The sequence below is a fragment of the Campylobacter concisus genome (assembly GCF_003049705.1).
In the GTDB taxonomy this organism is placed as follows: Bacteria; Campylobacterota; Campylobacteria; order Campylobacterales; family Campylobacteraceae; genus Campylobacter_A; species Campylobacter_A concisus_AR.
Genome location: NZ_PIRF01000009.1, coordinates 18776 through 34974 on the forward strand (window position 1 = coordinate 18776; position 16199 = coordinate 34974).

Genomic DNA, 16199 nt, shown 5'->3' on the forward strand with positions numbered 1-16199 from the left:
TTTCCTTTAGTCTCTACTTTTTATCTCGTCATCGATCTCTTGTAAAAATCTATCCACAAGCTCGCTCTCAGGCAGCCTTGCGACTACTTCGCCGTGACGCATTATCATGCCATTGCCTTTTCCAAATGCTATGGCAACATCTGCGCCCTTTGCCTCGCCGATCGCATTTACCACGCAGCCCATGACTGAAACGTTTAGCGGCTCTTTTATACCTTTTGTTTTTTCTTCTACGAGCTTTACTGCTGCCATGAGATCAGCTTGCAAACGCCCACAAGTTGGGCATGAGATGATATTTAGTCCCTCTTTTTGGCGGCCACTATCTTTTAAGATCGCCTTTGCGACTTTGATCTCCTCTTCAAGCTCGCCTGTAATGCTAACTCTCATCGTATCGCCGATACCTTCAAGTAAAAGCCCACCAAGTGCGATCGCGGACTTGATAGTCGCGTGAAATGTTGTACCTGCCTCTGTTACACCAAGGTGAAATGGGTAGTTTGTCTTTGGACGAAGTGCTCTATAAGCTTGCATCGTGCGTTCAACGTCGCTTGATTTAAGTGAAATTTTGATATCTGTAAAGTCAAAATCCTCAAGAAGCTTGATGTTATACATAGCACTCTCCACCATCGCCTCAACTGTGCGGCCATAGCGATCCTCAAACTGCTTTTCAAGCGAGCCAGAATTTACACCTATGCGGATAGGTAAATTTCGCTGTTTGCAGGCATCAACTACTGCTTTTATGTTTTTTGCTGAGCCGATGTTGCCTGGATTTATACGGATAGCATCGACAAATTCGCTAACGATGAGCGCGTAGGTGTGGTTAAAATGAATGTCTGCAACGACTGGGATGGGTGAGCCTGCGACGATTTGCTTTAGCGCGCTGGCGTCCTCTTTGTCAAAAACTGCGCAGCGCACGATGTCACAGCCTGCAAAATACAGCCTTTGTATCTGCTCTAGCGTGCCTTTTACATCCTTTGTCTTTGAAAATGTCATCGACTGCACGGAGATCGGTGCGTCACCGCCTATTAAAACATCGCGAATTTTTATCTGTTTTGTCGGGTATCGTTGCAAAATTTTGCCTTTAAATTTTTATTGGGGATTATAAAGAAAAATGGCTTTTAAAAGGCTTGAAAATTTATTTTTAATAGTTTATAAAAATTAGTATTTTATTGGATATAGTTTTTAAACTTCACTTGCTTTCCATAGCCAACTCATCAAATTCCATAATGCTTTCATAAGCATTAGGTTTCCCTATATGTCTGTTTTTAAAATTTGCCATATCTTTGTTGGATAGTTTTTAGACTAACATTTTAAGTAAAATTGACTGGATCTATATCGATATCACTAAGCTCGCTTTTGCAGAGGTTTGCAGCTTTTAAAAGAGGTATATGAGAGTTTGAGCGAAGTAAAATTTCATATCTAAATTTGCTTCCAAGATACTCTATCTGGCACTTTCCGTATCCTATAATCTCAAGCTCATCGCTTCTTAGAGGTTCTATTCTTTGCACAAATTCATTCATTGTATTTTTTACTATGTTTTCATCTTTATGCGAGATGATAATGCGAAGGAGCCTAGTAAAAGGCGGATATAGCCCCTCGCGGTAGCCAATCTCATCTTTTAAAAATGCGTCATAATCACTGATGTAGCTCTCAAAAAATTCTCTTTGTTTGCTTTGAATGATAACTCTGCCAACCCCGTTTCTACCAGCTCTTCCGGCTACTTGCATGGCAAGAGCGAGCGTTCGCTCTCTGGCTTTATAATCAGGAAAATTTAAAAGCTCATCAAAGCCCATGATGACGGCAAGCTCTACGTTGTGATAATCATGTCCTTTGCTTAGCATCTGCGTACCAAGTAAGATATCTATCTTGCCGTCGTTAAATTCCTTCAAAGCCTTTACGAGCTTGTTTTGCGTCGTTATTTCATCCCTGTCAAATTTAGCGATTCTGGAGTTCGCAAACTCAGCTTGCAGCCGCTCAAGTAGCTCGCTAGTACCGATCTTTTTGGCCTCTATCATCTCGCTGCCGCACTGATGGCAGGTCTTTGGCACGGCCATTTTATGCTCGCAGTATTGACACTTTAGCACGTTTTGTTTTTTGTAGTAGCTCATGCCGATACTGCAAAATGGGCACTTTAGCGTTTCACCGCAGTTTTTGCAGACTAGATATTTAAAATTTGCCCTTGTTGGCAGGCAGATGACAGCTTGTTTTTTATTCGCGAGTGTCTTTGAAATTTCATCTTTTAAAATTTCACTAATTCCAGTCTCGCTCTCATCGAAAATGTAATTTTTTTGCGAATCAAAATATGTCCCTTTTAAGCGAAAATGCTCCTGCTTATAAAAGCTAGTAAGGCTTGGCGTGGCACTTCCAAGCACCACTTGTAGATCAAATTTACTAGTTAAAAAGAGGGCGAGATCTCTTGCGTTGTAGTGTGGTTTTGAGCCTGTGTTTTTATAGCTATCGTCGTGTTCTTCGTCGATGATGATGAGTTTTAGCCTCTCAAGTGGTAAAAATAAAGCCGATCTCGCACCTGCAACGAGCCTAACTTTTCCACTTTTTATATCTTTTAAAATTTGCTCTTTTTTCTTTGACGTGATCTTTGAGTGCCAAACAGCTACCGCCTCGCCAAAGAAGCCCTCAAGGCGTTTTTGCATTTGTGGCGTGAGTGAAATTTCAGGCATTAAAAATAGCGCTTGGCTGCTTGCGTTTAAAATTTCTCTGATCTTAGCGATGTAAATTTCGCTTTTTCCGCTTCCAGTGTCGCCAAAGATGAGTGAAATTTTACGTTTATTTATAAAATCCAAAGCCTCTTGCTGTTTTTCGCTTAGTTTGGGTGCCACATTAAAATTTTGATTTTCATAAATTTGATCTACTGCAATAGTGTCATTTGGTTCAAATAAATTTAGGCTGACGCCAAGCTCGCACGTGTAATATTTTGAGATAAATATTGCCAATTCGCTTTGCATTGAAGTTAGATTAATCGGTAAAATTTCTAAAATTTTACTTGTTTTAAACTCTGGTTTGCCAGTTTCTTTTACAATAAAAGCAGTAAGAATTTTGCCTCTTAAAGAAGCCTTTACGCCTTGAAATTTTTCTAGTTTTTGATCGCTTTCATAAGTGAGTGGGGCTAAATTTAGCCCATAAAATGCGAGTATGTAATAATGCATTACTGAAGTGATTTGCAAATTTCATTTTCATCACTGCAACCAAAATCGCCAGTATTTTTGTCGTATTTGAAATTTGCTACTTTGCCATCTAGTCTAAATGTGTATTTGTCATCGCTTATTCTGTGCCAGCCATTTTTGCTACCGCTATCTTTTATCGGTATATTTATAACATTTTTAAAGAGTTTGCTTGGATCGCCATCGTCTAGTTTTTGTGGAAATTCTGGTTTTGCCTGCAAGATATTATCATTGTATTTTAGTGAAATTCCGCTTCTTATAGCAGCAAGTTGAGTTTTTGCATTTGAGATGGTAGCATCACTTCTAGAAAAAAATAGTCTAGGTATAGCGACTGTGCTTAAAATACCTAGTATAACTACTATAAATATTAGCTCAAGCAAAGTATAAGCTCGTCTTTTCATCTCTCTTCTCGCTTTAATATCTCATCAACGTTGCCAGTTAAATTTTTTACTGCCTTTATCACAGCATAATTTTCATAACATTTTTCTATAAAGGCATTTAAAAGCTCTTTTGGCTCGATAAATTGGCGTCCGCCCATTAAATTTTGCCAGTCATCTTCAAAGAATTTAGCAAAATCATCATCAAGCGTGATCGTATAGTCGCGAGATGATATCGTGAGCGTGATTTTTTTCATATTTTAGCCAAGCTTATCTGCCAAGGACAGCTTCGATTTTTCTCATTACATCGTCAGCTTCGGTATTTTTCTTGTCAAGATCCTCTTCTAAACGCATGATTTGATTACTTTTTGCCTCATTTTGTGCTTTTAAAGTTACGATCTCGTTGCGTAACTCTTCGTTCGTTTTGCAAAGTTCGTCATATTTTGTGATCAGGTCATTTACTTTATCGCTTAGTGTGGTTAAGATCGCATTATCTTCAAACATAAAAGTTCCTTTAAAATAATAATTAGGCTCGTATTCTAACACGCAGAGGCTAAATTCTTATTAAAATTCTCATTTGACAAAGCACTATCTTTGCTATAAAATTCGCCCAAATTTAAAGGCAATCAATGAGTAAATTTGAAATTTCATCTAAATTTAGCCCAAGCAGCGACCAAGCAAGAGCGATAAAAGAGATAGTAAAAAGCATAAAATCAGGCAATAAATACCAAACACTTCTAGGTGTGACAGGATCTGGCAAAACCTTTACTATGGCAAACGTCATACGTGAGCTAAACATGCCAACGCTTATCATGACGCATAACAAATCCTTGGCTGCTCAGCTTTACAGCGAATTTAAGGGCTTTTTCCCAAAAAATCACGTCGAGTACTTCATAAGCTACTACGACTACTACCAGCCAGAAGCCTACATCCCAAGAAGCGACCTATATATAGAAAAGGATAGCTCTGTAAATGAAGAGCTTGAGCGTTTGCGCCTCTCTGCGACGGCTAGTTTGCTAAGCTTTGATGATGTGATCTGCGTGGCCTCAGTCTCTGCAAACTACGGTCTTGGTAACCCAAGCGAGTATAAGGGGATGGTGGCGTATCTTAGCGTGGGTGAGAAGATAAGCCAAAGAAAGCTTTTAGAGCAGCTTGTGGATATGGGCTATAAGCGCAACGACAACTACTTTGACAGGGGGGATTTTCGTGTAAATGGCGATGTGGTGGATATTTATCCAGCTTACTATAACGACGAAGCCCTAAGAGTTGAGTTTTTCGGCGATGAGATCGATGCGATGTATCATTTTGACGTGCTTGATAACAAAAGACTAAAGGATATCTCTAAATTTACGCTTTATGCGACCAGCCAGTTCATCGTGGGCGCTGATAGGCTAAAGATCGCGATGAAAGAGATCGAAGAGGAGCTTGATATTCGTTTGAAAGAGTTTAACGAGCAGGGCAAGCTAGTCGAGGCACAGAGGCTAAAGCAAAGGGTGGAGTTTGACCTTGAGATGATGGCAAGTACGGGTATGTGTAAAGGCATCGAAAACTACGCTCGCCACCTAACTGGTCAAAAGCCCGGAGAGACGCCGTACTCGATGTTTGACTACTTTGAGATAAGCGGCAAAGACTATCTGGTTATCGTCGATGAGAGCCACGTAAGTTTGCCGCAGTTTAGAGGTATGTACGCGGGTGATAGGAGCCGTAAAGAGGTGCTTGTGGAGTATGGATTTCGTTTGCCATCAGCGCTTGATAACAGGCCGCTTAAATTTGATGAGTTTATAAGCAAAAAGGCGAAATTTCTCTTTGTCTCAGCTACGCCAAACGAGTACGAGCTTGGTATCAGCCAGGGGCACGTATATGAGCAGATTTTGCGACCTACGGGGCTGCTCGATCCTCTTATCGAGATAAAAGATAGTGACAATCAAGTTGAGGTGCTATTTGACGAGGCAAAGGCGGTTATCGCAAGAGGTGAGCGCGTGCTAGTTACGGTGCTAACTAAAAAGATGGCCGAGGAGCTAAGCCGCTACTACATCGAGCTTGGCGTCAAGGTCAAGTATATGCACTCAGACATCGACGCGATCGAGCGAAATGAGATCATTAGGGGGCTTAGAAGCGGCGAATTTGACATGCTAATAGGCATAAATTTACTCCGTGAGGGGCTAGACCTGCCTGAAGTGAGCCTGATAGCGATCATGGATGCCGATAAAGAGGGCTTTTTGCGCTCGACCACAAGCCTTATACAGACGATGGGGCGCGCGGCTAGAAATGTAAATGGCAAGGTGCTAATGTTTGCCAAAAAGATCACGCACTCGATGAAAGAGGCGATCGATACGACGACAGCTAGGCGTAAATTTCAAGATGAGTACAACAAAGCTCACGGCATAACGCCGCGCTCTGCAAGTAGAAATATCGAAGAGAGCTTGCACGTCGAAGATGATGGTGAAATTTATAAACGCGGTAAAAATTTAGAGAAGATGCCAGCGAGCGAGCGAGCTGCGATCGTAAAAGAGCTAAGAAAGCAGATGCTTGAAGCGGCGGCGCAGCTGGAGTTTGAGAAGGCGGCAGCGTTGCGTGACGAGATCGCCAAAATCCGCAAGCTTTAAATTTGACGGCTTGTCTTTTTCCGCCATACTTCGTTACCGGCTCAGTCGGCTTCGGTCGCGGACGGCTAGTCCGCTCCCTCGCCTCGCTCGCCGCTGCCTCGTCTGACGAAAAATACTTCGCCTTATCGTTTTACGCTCAAATTTGAAGTTAAATTTGTAAATTTCGGTTTCAAATTTTACTCACCGAGACCCATATCTTAAAAATGCCAAATTTTAAAAATGGCACAAAAATTTATTTAGCCAATTTTTACTAAAATATGACGTATTTGTAAAAAAGCAAAATTTTAATCAAAAAAGGAGTCCATAAATGACAAAAGAAGAGATAAAAATTGTAAAACGTGGTTTTGTTTCTGTCTTTGATATAAAAGGCGGCTTAATAAAAACGTTAGCAGAGTGTGCGCTTGACGGCAAGTACTATGGCTCTGCAGTCAGAATCACAACAAGAAATTTATATCAAAATCTAAACAAAAAAACAAATTTTGTAGACGATATAGAAACGGAAATTATTTTTAGGATACCTTGCTCAAGCGACAAAGATGCAGGTATCCTAGCGGCGCATGTCAGAGAGATGTTTTCGAATAGTAAAATTTTGCGCCTAAGTTGTGATTTTATAGATAATGAAATAGTTAATATCAAAGAAAGCTACGATGAAATTTTAGCCCAGTAATCTCACCCGCCCTCTTCGATATTATCCTGCAAAAAGACTCGCATACTCGGAAACTCAAGCGCGCAAAGACGGCCAAAGCCGTGCCTATAGATGCAGCCCGTGTCGATATTTGCACCAAATTCCGTGATATCGGGGCTCGCGATCGGCGTATGGCCGTAGACGTTAAAGACGCCATCGTTTTGGCTAAAATCGCCCCTACCCGCAAAGTACGTGCCGCCTAAACTCCGCCGCACTATCGCCGTCCGAGCTGCGCAGCGGCCACATCCGCCCGGCCGCCGAGTGTGATACGACGAGCCGCCTGCCCTGCGCGTTTTTAAACTCATGAAATTCCAAATAAAGCGGCAAATTTGACAAAAACTCTATGTGCGCGAGTTTCTGGACGCGGTCGGCTTTGGCGTAGGATGCGAAAGTCTGCGCACCGCCGTTTAGGAAAAACCAGCGCGGATCATTAGGCATTTCGCCGCACAAAAATGCATCCTTGTGTTGCAAAAGGTGGTATTCGTGATTGCCCATCACGGCCGCGTAACCGCGCTACATCGCTAACTGCACGACCTCAAAACTCCCCTCGCTGCGGTCTATCAGATCGCCCACGAAGCAAATTTTAGAATCAGCGCCGCGCGGCAAGCGATCTATCAGGGTGCAAAGAGTTTTATAACAGCCGTGAACGTCGCCGATAAGGTAAATTTGGTCGTTCATTTTGCTAAAATTTATACATTACCAACGATAGTTTTTATCAAAAAGACTATCTAGATTTTGCTTTAATTCATATGCTCTATTCAAGTGTTTTTCTATATCGTTTTTATTCTCGCCGACAGCATTTATTCCCACAAAGTCAATCGATATACTCACGCCGTTATCGCTAATATTTGAAACTCGCATAACATAAAGATAGATATCGAATTTGCTCCCGTTTTTAAAAACCTCAAGCTGCTTGTTGTATATTGTTATAGCCTGCTTTATTATCATCTTTGTCTTATATTCTTGTTCAGTATTATAACCAGATACGGTTGGAACTAAATTTTCGATATTTTTCTCGTAGGACGCAAAATCAGCTGTTTTAATCACATTTTTACTCTTATAAGTTTCAAGGGCAGATTTCAAAAACTCTATATTTAAATTTACCATCGAATAAGAATCAGCTTTAATCCAGTCCAATCTATATTTTTCATTTCCAGAACTTCGTATATTTCTCCAAAATTTATCGTAGTTTTCTTTATTAAAATCAATCCAGCCGCCCGACATATCTATGGCTACCCTCTTTGCTATATGAAAATTCATATTACTTGAGGCTCCATCGCCCTTTGACGCTATGCCACACCCGCAAAATAGTAGCGCAATCATAAAAATAATCAGCTTTTTCATCGCTTCTCCTATAAACATAATTTTGCAAAATTTTACTACCGCAAGCATTAAATTATACTTGCGTAGCGCAAGCTAAATTTCGCATCAAATTTGAGCGCTATCACTCGCCAAGTACTAGCATCGCGCCAAGGGCACTTTGGTTTATGTCGCTACAAAAGTGCCCAAGCCCCATTAGATACTTTAAATTTTCCGTCTTTTTATCTAAAATAGCCCCTTTAAAAGCCCTTTTAAATTTTGCTTTTCGCCGTTTGCGTCATCATCTTTGCCAAGCTTTTTATCTAAAAATCTACCTATCTCTTTTTTGACCTTATTTTCGAGATATTGTGATCTGACGTCGTATTTTAGCTTATCTGTCGTGCCTGAAATTTGCACGTTTAGGTCAGTCTTTTCGAGCCTGCAAACAAGCGGCGCGTTAAGCATTTTTGTCGCAGTATTGTAAGTGCCACCTGCAACCTTTATGTCGCTCTTTGGCGAGCTTAAATTTACGTTAAAAACAACGTTATTGCCCTTTATGTCACCGTAAATTTTGCCGTCTTTGTAAATTTCTTTTGTGATGTCCTTGCCGGTGAAGGTTTTTATATTGTTTGTGAGATTTGTGTTGGCTAGGTGACCCTCTTTTAGCAAGATGTCAAATTTGCCGAGCTTTTGCTTTGTTTCGTAGTCAAATTTTGCATCGCCGTTGCCGTCATATAGATGATCCAGCCCCAAAGTCTGCGTTAGCCCTTTGACTTCAAAATTTTTTAGCACCGCATCAAGCGCGCCACCTTTGTAGTTTGCCTCTAGTTTGCCCTTAAATAGATCATCTGAAGTGGCTTTTACGCTTAGATCATCCACTTTGCCATTTGCCGTTACGAGGGCTGCAAATTTACCGTGAAGCTCGCGGCCAGCTAAAAATGCAAGCTTATTTAGCTCTGAAACTACCGCTTGAAGCTTTAAGCTTAGCGTGCTTTTACCCACGTCAAAACTGCCATCTATGCCCTTTATATCAGCTAGTGAGCTAAGAAAGTCGCCGCTAAATTTTGCCATTTCGCCTTTATAGTCTAGGCTCAAATTTGAGCTAAATTTCTCATTTTCAGGGAATTTTTTATCAAGCATTTTGCTAAGCGCTGCGACGTTAAATTTACCATCATTTAAAGCGATCGTTGCGGTGATACTTGGGCTTTTGCTAAAGATATTTTGCCCCTTTGCTTGGACATTTGTCTTAGCGTTTGCCAGCCTGTCGTTGCCGCTAAGTGCCAAGATCTCTCCTAACTGTGCCTCTTTTAGGCTAAGATCAAGATTTTCATTTTTTATGGTGACGTTTAGCTTGCCAGCAAAGGCATCGCCGCCTAAATTTAGCTCATCTATCTTGCTCTCTTTAACCTTCACATCGCCCGCAAGTGCCATCTTTGAGCCCACCTCAAAGCCACTAACCGCTTTAAATTTCTCAGGGTCGCTAATGAGCAGGGCAAATTTGCTAAAAATTTGGCTGTTTTTTAGGTCATAAACGCCCTTTACATCCTTTAGCTCGCCAAGGTCGCTAAGCACGTTTGCGTCAAAATTTACAAGCTCACCTTTTGCGGTGGCACCGCCTTTTAGCTCAAATTTAGCTTCGTTTTTAAGCTTTGCAAGACCATTATCTATAAGACCGTTTTTTATCTCAAATTTAGCCTCGCCTGCAAGCTTTTTTAGCTCGTCAAAGCCGCTAAAATTTGCGTTTAAATTTATCTGCCCGTCTGCGTAGCTAGGCTGCAAGGCAAGCGCTAGAAGCTCTTTTAACTTGATGCTAGCCGCATTTAGGGCTAAGTTTTTGCTATCAAAATTTGCATTTATCTTGCCGCCAAGCCCGTTGATCTCAGCTTTTAGGTTTTTAAGGGCATTTTCTTGCATTGTAATTTCGCCGTTTGCATCCACAGCGCCGCTTAGTTGCTCGCCTAAGAGCTTGCCAAAAAGGGCAAGATCAGGCACGTTTAGCAAAAAGTCGCTCTTTAAATTTTTGCTAGCTAGATCATAAATCGTCTCGTTTGCTTTTAAAGTGGCTTCAGGTGCGATGATGAGGGTTTTTGCACTCACTTTTTCATTTGCAAATTTAGCATTTACGCCACCTTTAAAGTTTATATCTTTTGCTAAATTTAGCCCAAATTCATTTTTAAGAATTTCTTTGTTTATCGCTGCGTCGCTAGCTAAAATTTGAGCGTTAATGATGGGCTCATTTTTCTCATCGACCCCTTGCATATTGCTCGTTAGATCAAGCTTGCCGCTAGCTAAATTTGGTTTTTTGGCAAGAGCAGAAATCTCAGAAAGTTCGATGTCTTTAGCGTCAAGATTTAGAGCTTTTGGCAGATAGTCTTTTAAATTTGCATTTAAATTTATGTTTGAGCCAAGCCCCGTGCCAGTTGCCGCTAGCTTGAAGTCGCTAAACTTACCGATCGCATTTGCCTTAAGCGCGATATCTTGTTTAAGTCCAAGCTCACTAGCCTTTGCCTTGTCGGCGTTTATGTCTATGTTTAAGTTCATACTTTGAGCAAGCAGTGAAAGCTCACCATTTGCCTTTAAATTTATGGCGTTCATCACGGTCGCTTCTAAATTTAGCGTGCTAAATCCTAAGCTAAAATCTTTAAATTTCACATCGATACCGCGAGCAAGTGCCTCTTTTTCTATTTTACTTGCTATAAATTTATTGCCAAAAGAGCTAAAGATAAAGCCAAAAATGCAAAGGAATATCAGCCCCAAAGCCACTACTAAATAGGCTATTTTTTTCATAAATTTCCTTTATATTAGTTTTACATATCATAAAACTTTAGTGTAAGTGACTAAAGTTTTAATAAAATTTAACTATAAATTATTGACTTTTTTAGAAAAAAGTGCTAGGATCTCATCACTCAAAAATAAAGAGTGCTAAAAAAGACAATTAAACCAAAAGGATGAACAATGAACTTTCAACCATTAGGCAAGCGTGTTCTAGTCGAACGCGTAGAGGAGACAAAGACCACAGCTTCGGGCATTATTATACCTGATAACGCAAAAGAAAAACCTTTAAGCGGTGAGGTAAAAGCAGTCGGTGCTGAAGTAGAGGGCGTAAAAGTTGGTGATAAAGTTGTATTTGCAAAATACGGTGGCACTGAGATAAATTTAGATGATAAAACATATCTTGTTTTAAACATTGATGATGTTTTAGGCGTTTTAAAATAAGGCTGCAGATGGCTGCGATTATGTATGTTGATTTTCCGCAAGAAGGTCTTTTTGGAGACGAGATGTCAAAAGCTTTTGAGGATTTGGCTAAAAGTATCAACCAAGAACCCGGTATGATATGGAAAATTTGGACTGAGAATAAACAAACAAAAGAAGCCGGCGGAATTTATCTTTTTGACAATAAGGAGAATGCGGAAAAATATCTGAAAATGCACAGTGAAAGACTAGCTAAAAACGGCTATTCAAATATTCGAGGCAAAATTTTTGATATTAATATACCTTTGTCAATGATAAATAAGGCTGATTTTTTAAAATAAATTAAAACCGAAAGGAAAAACAATGGCAAAAGAAATTTTTTACTCTGATGATGCAAGAAACCGCCTATACGAGGGCGTAAAAAAACTAAATGACGCTGTAAAAGTGACAATGGGACCAAGAGGCAGAAATGTCCTTATCCAAAAGAGCTTTGGCGCGCCAAACATCACAAAAGACGGCGTTAGTGTGGCTAAAGAAGTTGAGCTAAAAGATACTATCGAAAACATGGGTGCAAGCCTAGTTAGAGAAGTGGCAAGTAAGACAAACGACCAAGCAGGTGACGGCACGACAACAGCTACTGTGCTAGCTCATGCGATATTTAAAGAGGGTCTTAGAAACGTAACTGCTGGCGCAAATCCTATCGAAGTAAAACGCGGCATGGATAAAGAAGTAGCAGCTCTTATAGATGCACTAAAAAACATCTCTAAAAAAGTTTCTGGCTCAAAAGAGATCGCGCAGATCGCTACTATCTCTGCAAACTCAGACGAAAGCATCGGCAAACTTATCGCTGATGCGATGGAGAAAGTCGGCAAAGACGGCGTCATAACAGTAGAAGAGGCAAAGTCTATCCAAGACGAGCTAAGCGTTGTTGAGGGTATGCAGTTTGACCGCGGATACCTAAGCCCATACTTCATCACAAACCCTGAAAAGATGCAAGTTGAGCTAAGCAATCCATTTATATTGCTATTTGACAAGAAGATCACAAATTTAAAAGACCTGCTTCCAGTGCTTGAGCAAGTACAAAAGAGTGGTAAACCACTTCTAATCATCGCTGAAGATATCGAGGGCGAGGCGCTTGCAACACTTGTTGTAAATAAACTTCGCGGCGTGCTAAACATCTCAGCTGTAAAAGCTCCTGGCTTTGGCGATAGAAGAAAAGCGATGCTTGAAGATATCGCTATTTTAACAGGTGGTGAGGTTATCAGCGAAGAGCTAGGCAGAACACTAGAAAGCGCTACTATAAACGACCTTGGTCAAGCTTCAAGCGTAGTTATCGACAAAGATAATACAACTATCGTAAATGGCGCAGGCGAAAAGTCAGCGATCGACGCTAGAATCACTCAAATAAAAGCTCAAATCGCAGAGACTACAAGCGACTATGACAAAGAAAAACTACAAGAGCGCCTTGCGAAACTAAGTGGTGGCGTGGCAGTTATCAAAGTAGGTGCTGCGACTGAGACTGAAATGAAAGAGAAAAAAGACCGCGTAGATGACGCTCTAAGCGCTACTCGTGCAGCTGTTGAAGAGGGCATCGTAGTAGGTGGCGGTTCAGCTCTTATCCTTGCTTCAAAGAGCGTAAATTTAAATTTACAAGGTGACGAGGCAATCGGAGCTGAGATCGTTAGAAGAGCGCTTCGTGCTCCACTTCGCCAAATCGCTGAGAACGCTGGCTTTGACGCAGGCGTAGTAGCAAACGCAGTTGAGACAAGCAAAGATGCAAATTTTGGCTTTAACGCTGCAACTGGCGAATATGTAAATATGTTTGAAGCTGGTATTATCGATCCAGTTAAAGTTGAGAGAGTTGCGCTTCAAAACGCTGTTAGCGTGGCTAGCTTGCTACTAACGACTGAGGCAACTATCAGTGAAATAAAAGAAGAAAAAGCAATGCCTGCAATGCCTGACATGGGCGGAATGGGCGGTATGGGCGGCATGATGTAGCAGCCCTTTTCGAGCTAGAGCTTTCTAGCTCGAATTTATACTTAAACTTTAACCTCACTAAATTTATAAAATTATTTTACTCCTTTTTAAATTTATTCTTGTATCATTTTGCTTTCTTTCAGGGAGAATTTACAATGAAATATGATGAAATTTTTAGAGAATACGATATCCGTGGCATTTTTGAAAAAGACTTGACAGAAGATAGCGTCAAGGCTATAGGGCTTGCTTTGGGTAAGAAATTTAATGAATTTGGCGTAAAAACTTTAAGCGTTGGCTTTGACGCAAGACTTAGTGCTAGCACGCTTTTTAGGTATCTACTAAGTGGTCTAAACAAGGCTGGTGGCTTTAAAATTTATAACATCGGCTTGCTACCAACTCCTGTTGGCTACTTTAGCGTTTATGCTGATTATTTTGACGCAAATATCATGATCACTGGCTCTCACAACCCAAAAGAGTACAACGGCTTTAAGATCACTATCAAAAAAGATAGTTTTTTTGGTAAAGATCTGCAAATTTTAAAAGACAAGGTTAATGAGATAATCGCCTCTGGTGAGCAGATCATAGACGATGAGAGCTGTGAGAAATTTAATATCTTAGAAAAATACGTTGAGTTTTTTGTAAAAGAATTTAGTGAGCTTAAAAATTTCAAAAAGCCCTTTGTCATCGACTGTGCAAATGGCGCTGTTGGTGTGAGCTTGGTGCCGATCGTCAAAGCACTTGGGCTAAATGCGAAAATTTTATATGAAGATCCAGACGGAAATTTCCCAAATCACCATCCAGATCCAAGCGAAAAAGAGAATTTAAAAGAGCTGTTTTCACTCATTGAAAAAAAAGAATTTGACCTTGGATTTGGCTTTGACGGAGACGGCGACAGGATCGCGGTTATAACGCCAAAAAGAGATATAAAAGGCGATGAACTAGCATATCTTTATGCTCTAAATATGAAACATCCAAAGGTGCTTGGCGAGGTTAAATGCTCACAAAATATGTACGATGAGATCGCTAAGATCGGCGAAGTTTTTATGGGAAAAACAGGACACAGCAACATCAAAAAGATGATGAAAGAGCTAAACGTAGATCTTGCAGCTGAAGTGAGCGGTCATATCTTCTTTAAAGAGCGATACTTTGGCTTTGATGATGCGCTTTATGCGATGATGAGAGTGCTCGAACTAGTTCATAAGGGCTTTGACCTTGACGGCGAGCTTGATAAGATGCCACTTGTCTTTAGCACCGATGAGATCAAGGTAAAGACGACTGACGAGGCTAAATTTAAGATAGTTGCCAAGTTAAAAGAGTGCGTGAAAAACGAGAGTTGCGACCTGCCAAAGATAAAAAATATCATTGATATTGATGGTATTAGAATTCAGTTTGAAAATGGCTGGGCGCTGGTGCGTGCATCAAATACAACGCCAGTTATCGTCACTAGATTTGAGGCAAAGAGCAAGGAATTTCTAGAAGATATCGAGCAAAAAGTGACAAATTTGTTAAAGAGCTTAATGTAGCTTACAATGAGCATTTTGGGCTAAATTTACTCCAAAATGCTCTTTAAAATTTTTGTTTAAACATTTAAAAACTAAGTTGTATCTTTCTCGCCTAGCTTTCGTGGATTTTTTGGAAACTTTGCATACATACCATCCATCTAGAATTTAAATTTATAAAATAACAATTTAAATTTATAAAATAACATGCGGCTTAACTTTTTTGAACCTTCATGTGGATAATGTAATTTAAATCCACAAGTAGCCTATCTAATGTTGGCATTTTTTTAAAAATAGCTCATTATTTTGCAAGAGGTCGTCTACTAGCTTGCTGCTCAGATATGTAAGATATCCGTCCTTTATGGATTTTATGCAGTGTAACCTGCCGGCAAAAAACTTTACAAGTATATTTGTTAAATTTAAAAGATAGAGAGATGGCGTAAAAATTTACGCCATTAAATTTTTAGAGTTTGCCGCCTTCAACGACAAGTGATTCTGGATTGACGCTATCGCCGTAGATCGGTTTTAGTGTAGCATCATAGTCTTTGTGGAAGAAATTTTCTTTTCCAAGCTCAATGATCTCATTGTTTAGCCAGTCAAGTAAAACTTTGTTTCCTTTTTTAACAGCTGGTGCTATCACGTCCACATCACCAAGCGCTTCAACGCCTACAACAAAACCAGGAGTCTCTTTTGCCCAGGCAAAAAGTAGGGCATTATCATGTGCTAGTGCGGCACCTCTTTTATCAACCAAAGCTGCAAATGTTTCAGTATTTTGGTCGTATTTTGCAAGCTTGATATCAGGATAATTTTTTGTAAAAAACGCGTCTGCGGTTGTGCCCTTATTTACGATTAGGGTTTTGTCTTTTAGCTCATCGATGCTCTTTATCACCGCACCTTCAGGGCTTACGATGCCAAGTGAAACCTTCATGTATGGAAGCGCAAAATCAACAACTTGTGCGCGCTCAGGTGTTTTTGTAAAATTTGCAAGCGTGATATCTACTTTATCTGCTACTAAAACTTCAACTCTACCAGCAGCCTCGACTAGCTCAAATTTTACCTTGCTCTCATCGCCTAGTAGGTCTTTTGCGATACGTTTTGCAAAGTAAATATCATAGCCTTGGTTTTTGCCGTCTTTATCGACATAGCCAAATGGTGGTTTGTCGCTGAAAACGCCAATTCTTACATATCCGCGCTCTTTGATCTTTGCGATCGCATCAGCTTCGTTTGAAGCAGCTTTTGCCGTGTCGGCACCTTTGTCATTACCACAACCCGTTAGAAAGACGGTAGCGATTAATGCTAATAAGAAAAATTTAAATTTTCTCACTCTTTCTCCTTGTAAAAAAGTTAAATAAATAAGAGCGTTAAAATTTCGCTCTAAACGCATTTTGAAA

General features: G+C 40.3%; 16 protein-coding genes. 6 read left to right on the forward strand and 10 right to left on the reverse strand.

The features are described 5' to 3' along the window. Positions 1-6: 6 nt before the first annotated feature. From ispG to CVT05_RS08900, 5 genes are all read right to left on the reverse strand, one after another. Positions 7-1065, reverse strand: a complete 1059-nt coding sequence (gene ispG, locus CVT05_RS08880) for a flavodoxin-dependent (E)-4-hydroxy-3-methylbut-2-enyl-diphosphate synthase (protein ID WP_103576799.1) — start codon at positions 1063-1065, stop codon at positions 7-9. A gap of 239 nt (positions 1066-1304) precedes the next feature. Continuing rightward, complete coding sequence (locus CVT05_RS08885) at positions 1305-3158, reverse strand: primosomal protein N' (protein ID WP_107698530.1); 1854 nt, start codon at positions 3156-3158, stop codon at positions 1305-1307. Continuing rightward, positions 3158-3574, reverse strand: coding sequence for a type II secretion system protein (locus tag CVT05_RS08890; protein WP_084042158.1), 417 nt, complete (start codon positions 3572-3574; stop codon positions 3158-3160). Before CVT05_RS08890 ends, CVT05_RS08885 begins: the two co-directional genes overlap by 1 nt. After that, positions 3571-3807, reverse strand: a complete 237-nt coding sequence (locus tag CVT05_RS08895) for a hypothetical protein (RefSeq protein WP_054196819.1) — start codon at positions 3805-3807, stop codon at positions 3571-3573. The genes CVT05_RS08890 and CVT05_RS08895 overlap by 4 nt, the downstream gene beginning before the upstream one ends. Positions 3808-3820: 13 nt before the next feature. Next, positions 3821-4054 carry a cell division protein ZapB gene (locus CVT05_RS08900; RefSeq protein WP_021091279.1) on the reverse strand — a complete coding sequence of 78 codons (234 nt, stop codon included), beginning with the start codon at positions 4052-4054 and terminating at the stop codon, positions 3821-3823. 125 nt (positions 4055-4179) lie between these two features. Between CVT05_RS08900 and uvrB the strand changes: the two genes are divergently transcribed. Then, positions 4180-6156, forward strand: coding sequence for an excinuclease ABC subunit UvrB (gene uvrB, locus CVT05_RS08905; RefSeq protein WP_107698531.1), 1977 nt, complete (start codon positions 4180-4182; stop codon positions 6154-6156). Between the two features lie 307 nt (positions 6157-6463). Then, entirely contained in the window at positions 6464-6823 is a 360-nt protein-coding gene (locus tag CVT05_RS08910; protein WP_103580117.1) for a hypothetical protein, read from the forward strand. Between the two features lie 2 nt (positions 6824-6825). On the opposite strand, the gene CVT05_RS09585 is transcribed toward CVT05_RS08910, so the two are convergent. The 4 genes from CVT05_RS09585 to CVT05_RS08925 all read right to left on the reverse strand — a co-directional run bounded on the left by CVT05_RS09585 (position 6826) and on the right by CVT05_RS08925 (position 10927). Next, positions 6826-7056, reverse strand: coding sequence for a hypothetical protein (locus CVT05_RS09585; RefSeq protein ID WP_234400590.1), 231 nt, complete (start codon positions 7054-7056; stop codon positions 6826-6828). Between the two features lie 298 nt (positions 7057-7354). Continuing rightward, complete coding sequence (locus CVT05_RS09590; protein ID WP_234400591.1) at positions 7355-7519, reverse strand: metallophosphoesterase; 165 nt, start codon at positions 7517-7519, stop codon at positions 7355-7357. Positions 7520-7537: 18 nt separating this feature from the next. Then, a complete protein-coding gene (locus CVT05_RS08920; protein ID WP_103580116.1) occupies positions 7538-8185 on the reverse strand; it encodes a hypothetical protein in 648 nt (215 codons plus the stop codon). A gap of 201 nt (positions 8186-8386) precedes the next feature. Further along, positions 8387-10927, reverse strand: coding sequence for a tryptophanyl-tRNA synthetase (locus CVT05_RS08925; protein WP_107698532.1), 2541 nt, complete (start codon positions 10925-10927; stop codon positions 8387-8389). 168 nt (positions 10928-11095) lie between these two features. Between CVT05_RS08925 and groES the strand changes: the two genes are divergently transcribed. The 4 genes from groES (at position 11096) to CVT05_RS08945 (ending at position 14832) form a co-directional block, all read left to right on the forward strand. Beyond that, positions 11096-11356, forward strand: a complete 261-nt coding sequence (groES, locus tag CVT05_RS08930; RefSeq protein ID WP_072594386.1) for a co-chaperone GroES — start codon at positions 11096-11098, stop codon at positions 11354-11356. Positions 11357-11364: 8 nt separating this feature from the next. Then, the gene (locus tag CVT05_RS08935; RefSeq protein ID WP_107698533.1) at positions 11365-11673 is read left to right on the forward strand and encodes a monooxygenase; all 309 of its coding nucleotides are present in this window, start codon (positions 11365-11367) and stop codon (positions 11671-11673) included. Between the two features lie 22 nt (positions 11674-11695). Further along, complete coding sequence (gene groL / locus CVT05_RS08940) at positions 11696-13330, forward strand: chaperonin GroEL (RefSeq protein WP_002940160.1); 1635 nt, start codon at positions 11696-11698, stop codon at positions 13328-13330. A 134-nt stretch (positions 13331-13464) separates the two neighbouring features. Beyond that, on the forward strand, positions 13465-14832 hold the full coding sequence (locus CVT05_RS08945; RefSeq protein ID WP_107698534.1) for a phosphomannomutase/phosphoglucomutase: 1368 nt from the start codon (positions 13465-13467) through the stop codon (positions 14830-14832). Positions 14833-15271: 439 nt separating this feature from the next. On the opposite strand, the gene CVT05_RS08950 is transcribed toward CVT05_RS08945, so the two are convergent. Beyond that, positions 15272-16132, reverse strand: a complete 861-nt coding sequence (locus CVT05_RS08950; protein ID WP_021091264.1) for a cysteine ABC transporter substrate-binding protein — start codon at positions 16130-16132, stop codon at positions 15272-15274. Positions 16133-16199: the final 67 nt, after the last annotated feature.

Coding starts and splice junctions, on each gene's coding strand:
- CVT05_RS08885 (WP_107698530.1), bottom strand. CDS start 3,158: ATGCATTATTACATACTCGCATTTTATGGGCTAAATTTAGCCCCACTC.
- CVT05_RS08890 (WP_084042158.1), bottom strand. CDS start 3,574: ATGAAAAGACGAGCTTATACTTTGCTTGAGCTAATATTTATAGTAGTT.
- CVT05_RS08895 (WP_054196819.1), bottom strand. CDS start 3,807: ATGAAAAAAATCACGCTCACGATATCATCTCGCGACTATACGATCACG.
- CVT05_RS08900 (WP_021091279.1), bottom strand. CDS start 4,054: ATGTTTGAAGATAATGCGATCTTAACCACACTAAGCGATAAAGTAAAT.
- uvrB (WP_107698531.1), top strand. CDS start 4,180: ATGAGTAAATTTGAAATTTCATCTAAATTTAGCCCAAGCAGCGACCAA.
- CVT05_RS08910 (WP_103580117.1), top strand. CDS start 6,464: ATGACAAAAGAAGAGATAAAAATTGTAAAACGTGGTTTTGTTTCTGTC.
- CVT05_RS09590 (WP_234400591.1), bottom strand. CDS start 7,519: ATGAACGACCAAATTTACCTTATCGGCGACGTTCACGGCTGTTATAAA.
- CVT05_RS08920 (WP_103580116.1), bottom strand. CDS start 8,185: ATGAAAAAGCTGATTATTTTTATGATTGCGCTACTATTTTGCGGGTGT.
- CVT05_RS08925 (WP_107698532.1), bottom strand. CDS start 10,927: ATGAAAAAAATAGCCTATTTAGTAGTGGCTTTGGGGCTGATATTCCTT.
- groES (WP_072594386.1), top strand. CDS start 11,096: ATGAACTTTCAACCATTAGGCAAGCGTGTTCTAGTCGAACGCGTAGAG.
- CVT05_RS08935 (WP_107698533.1), top strand. CDS start 11,365: ATGGCTGCGATTATGTATGTTGATTTTCCGCAAGAAGGTCTTTTTGGA.
- groL (WP_002940160.1), top strand. CDS start 11,696: ATGGCAAAAGAAATTTTTTACTCTGATGATGCAAGAAACCGCCTATAC.
- CVT05_RS08945 (WP_107698534.1), top strand. CDS start 13,465: ATGAAATATGATGAAATTTTTAGAGAATACGATATCCGTGGCATTTTT.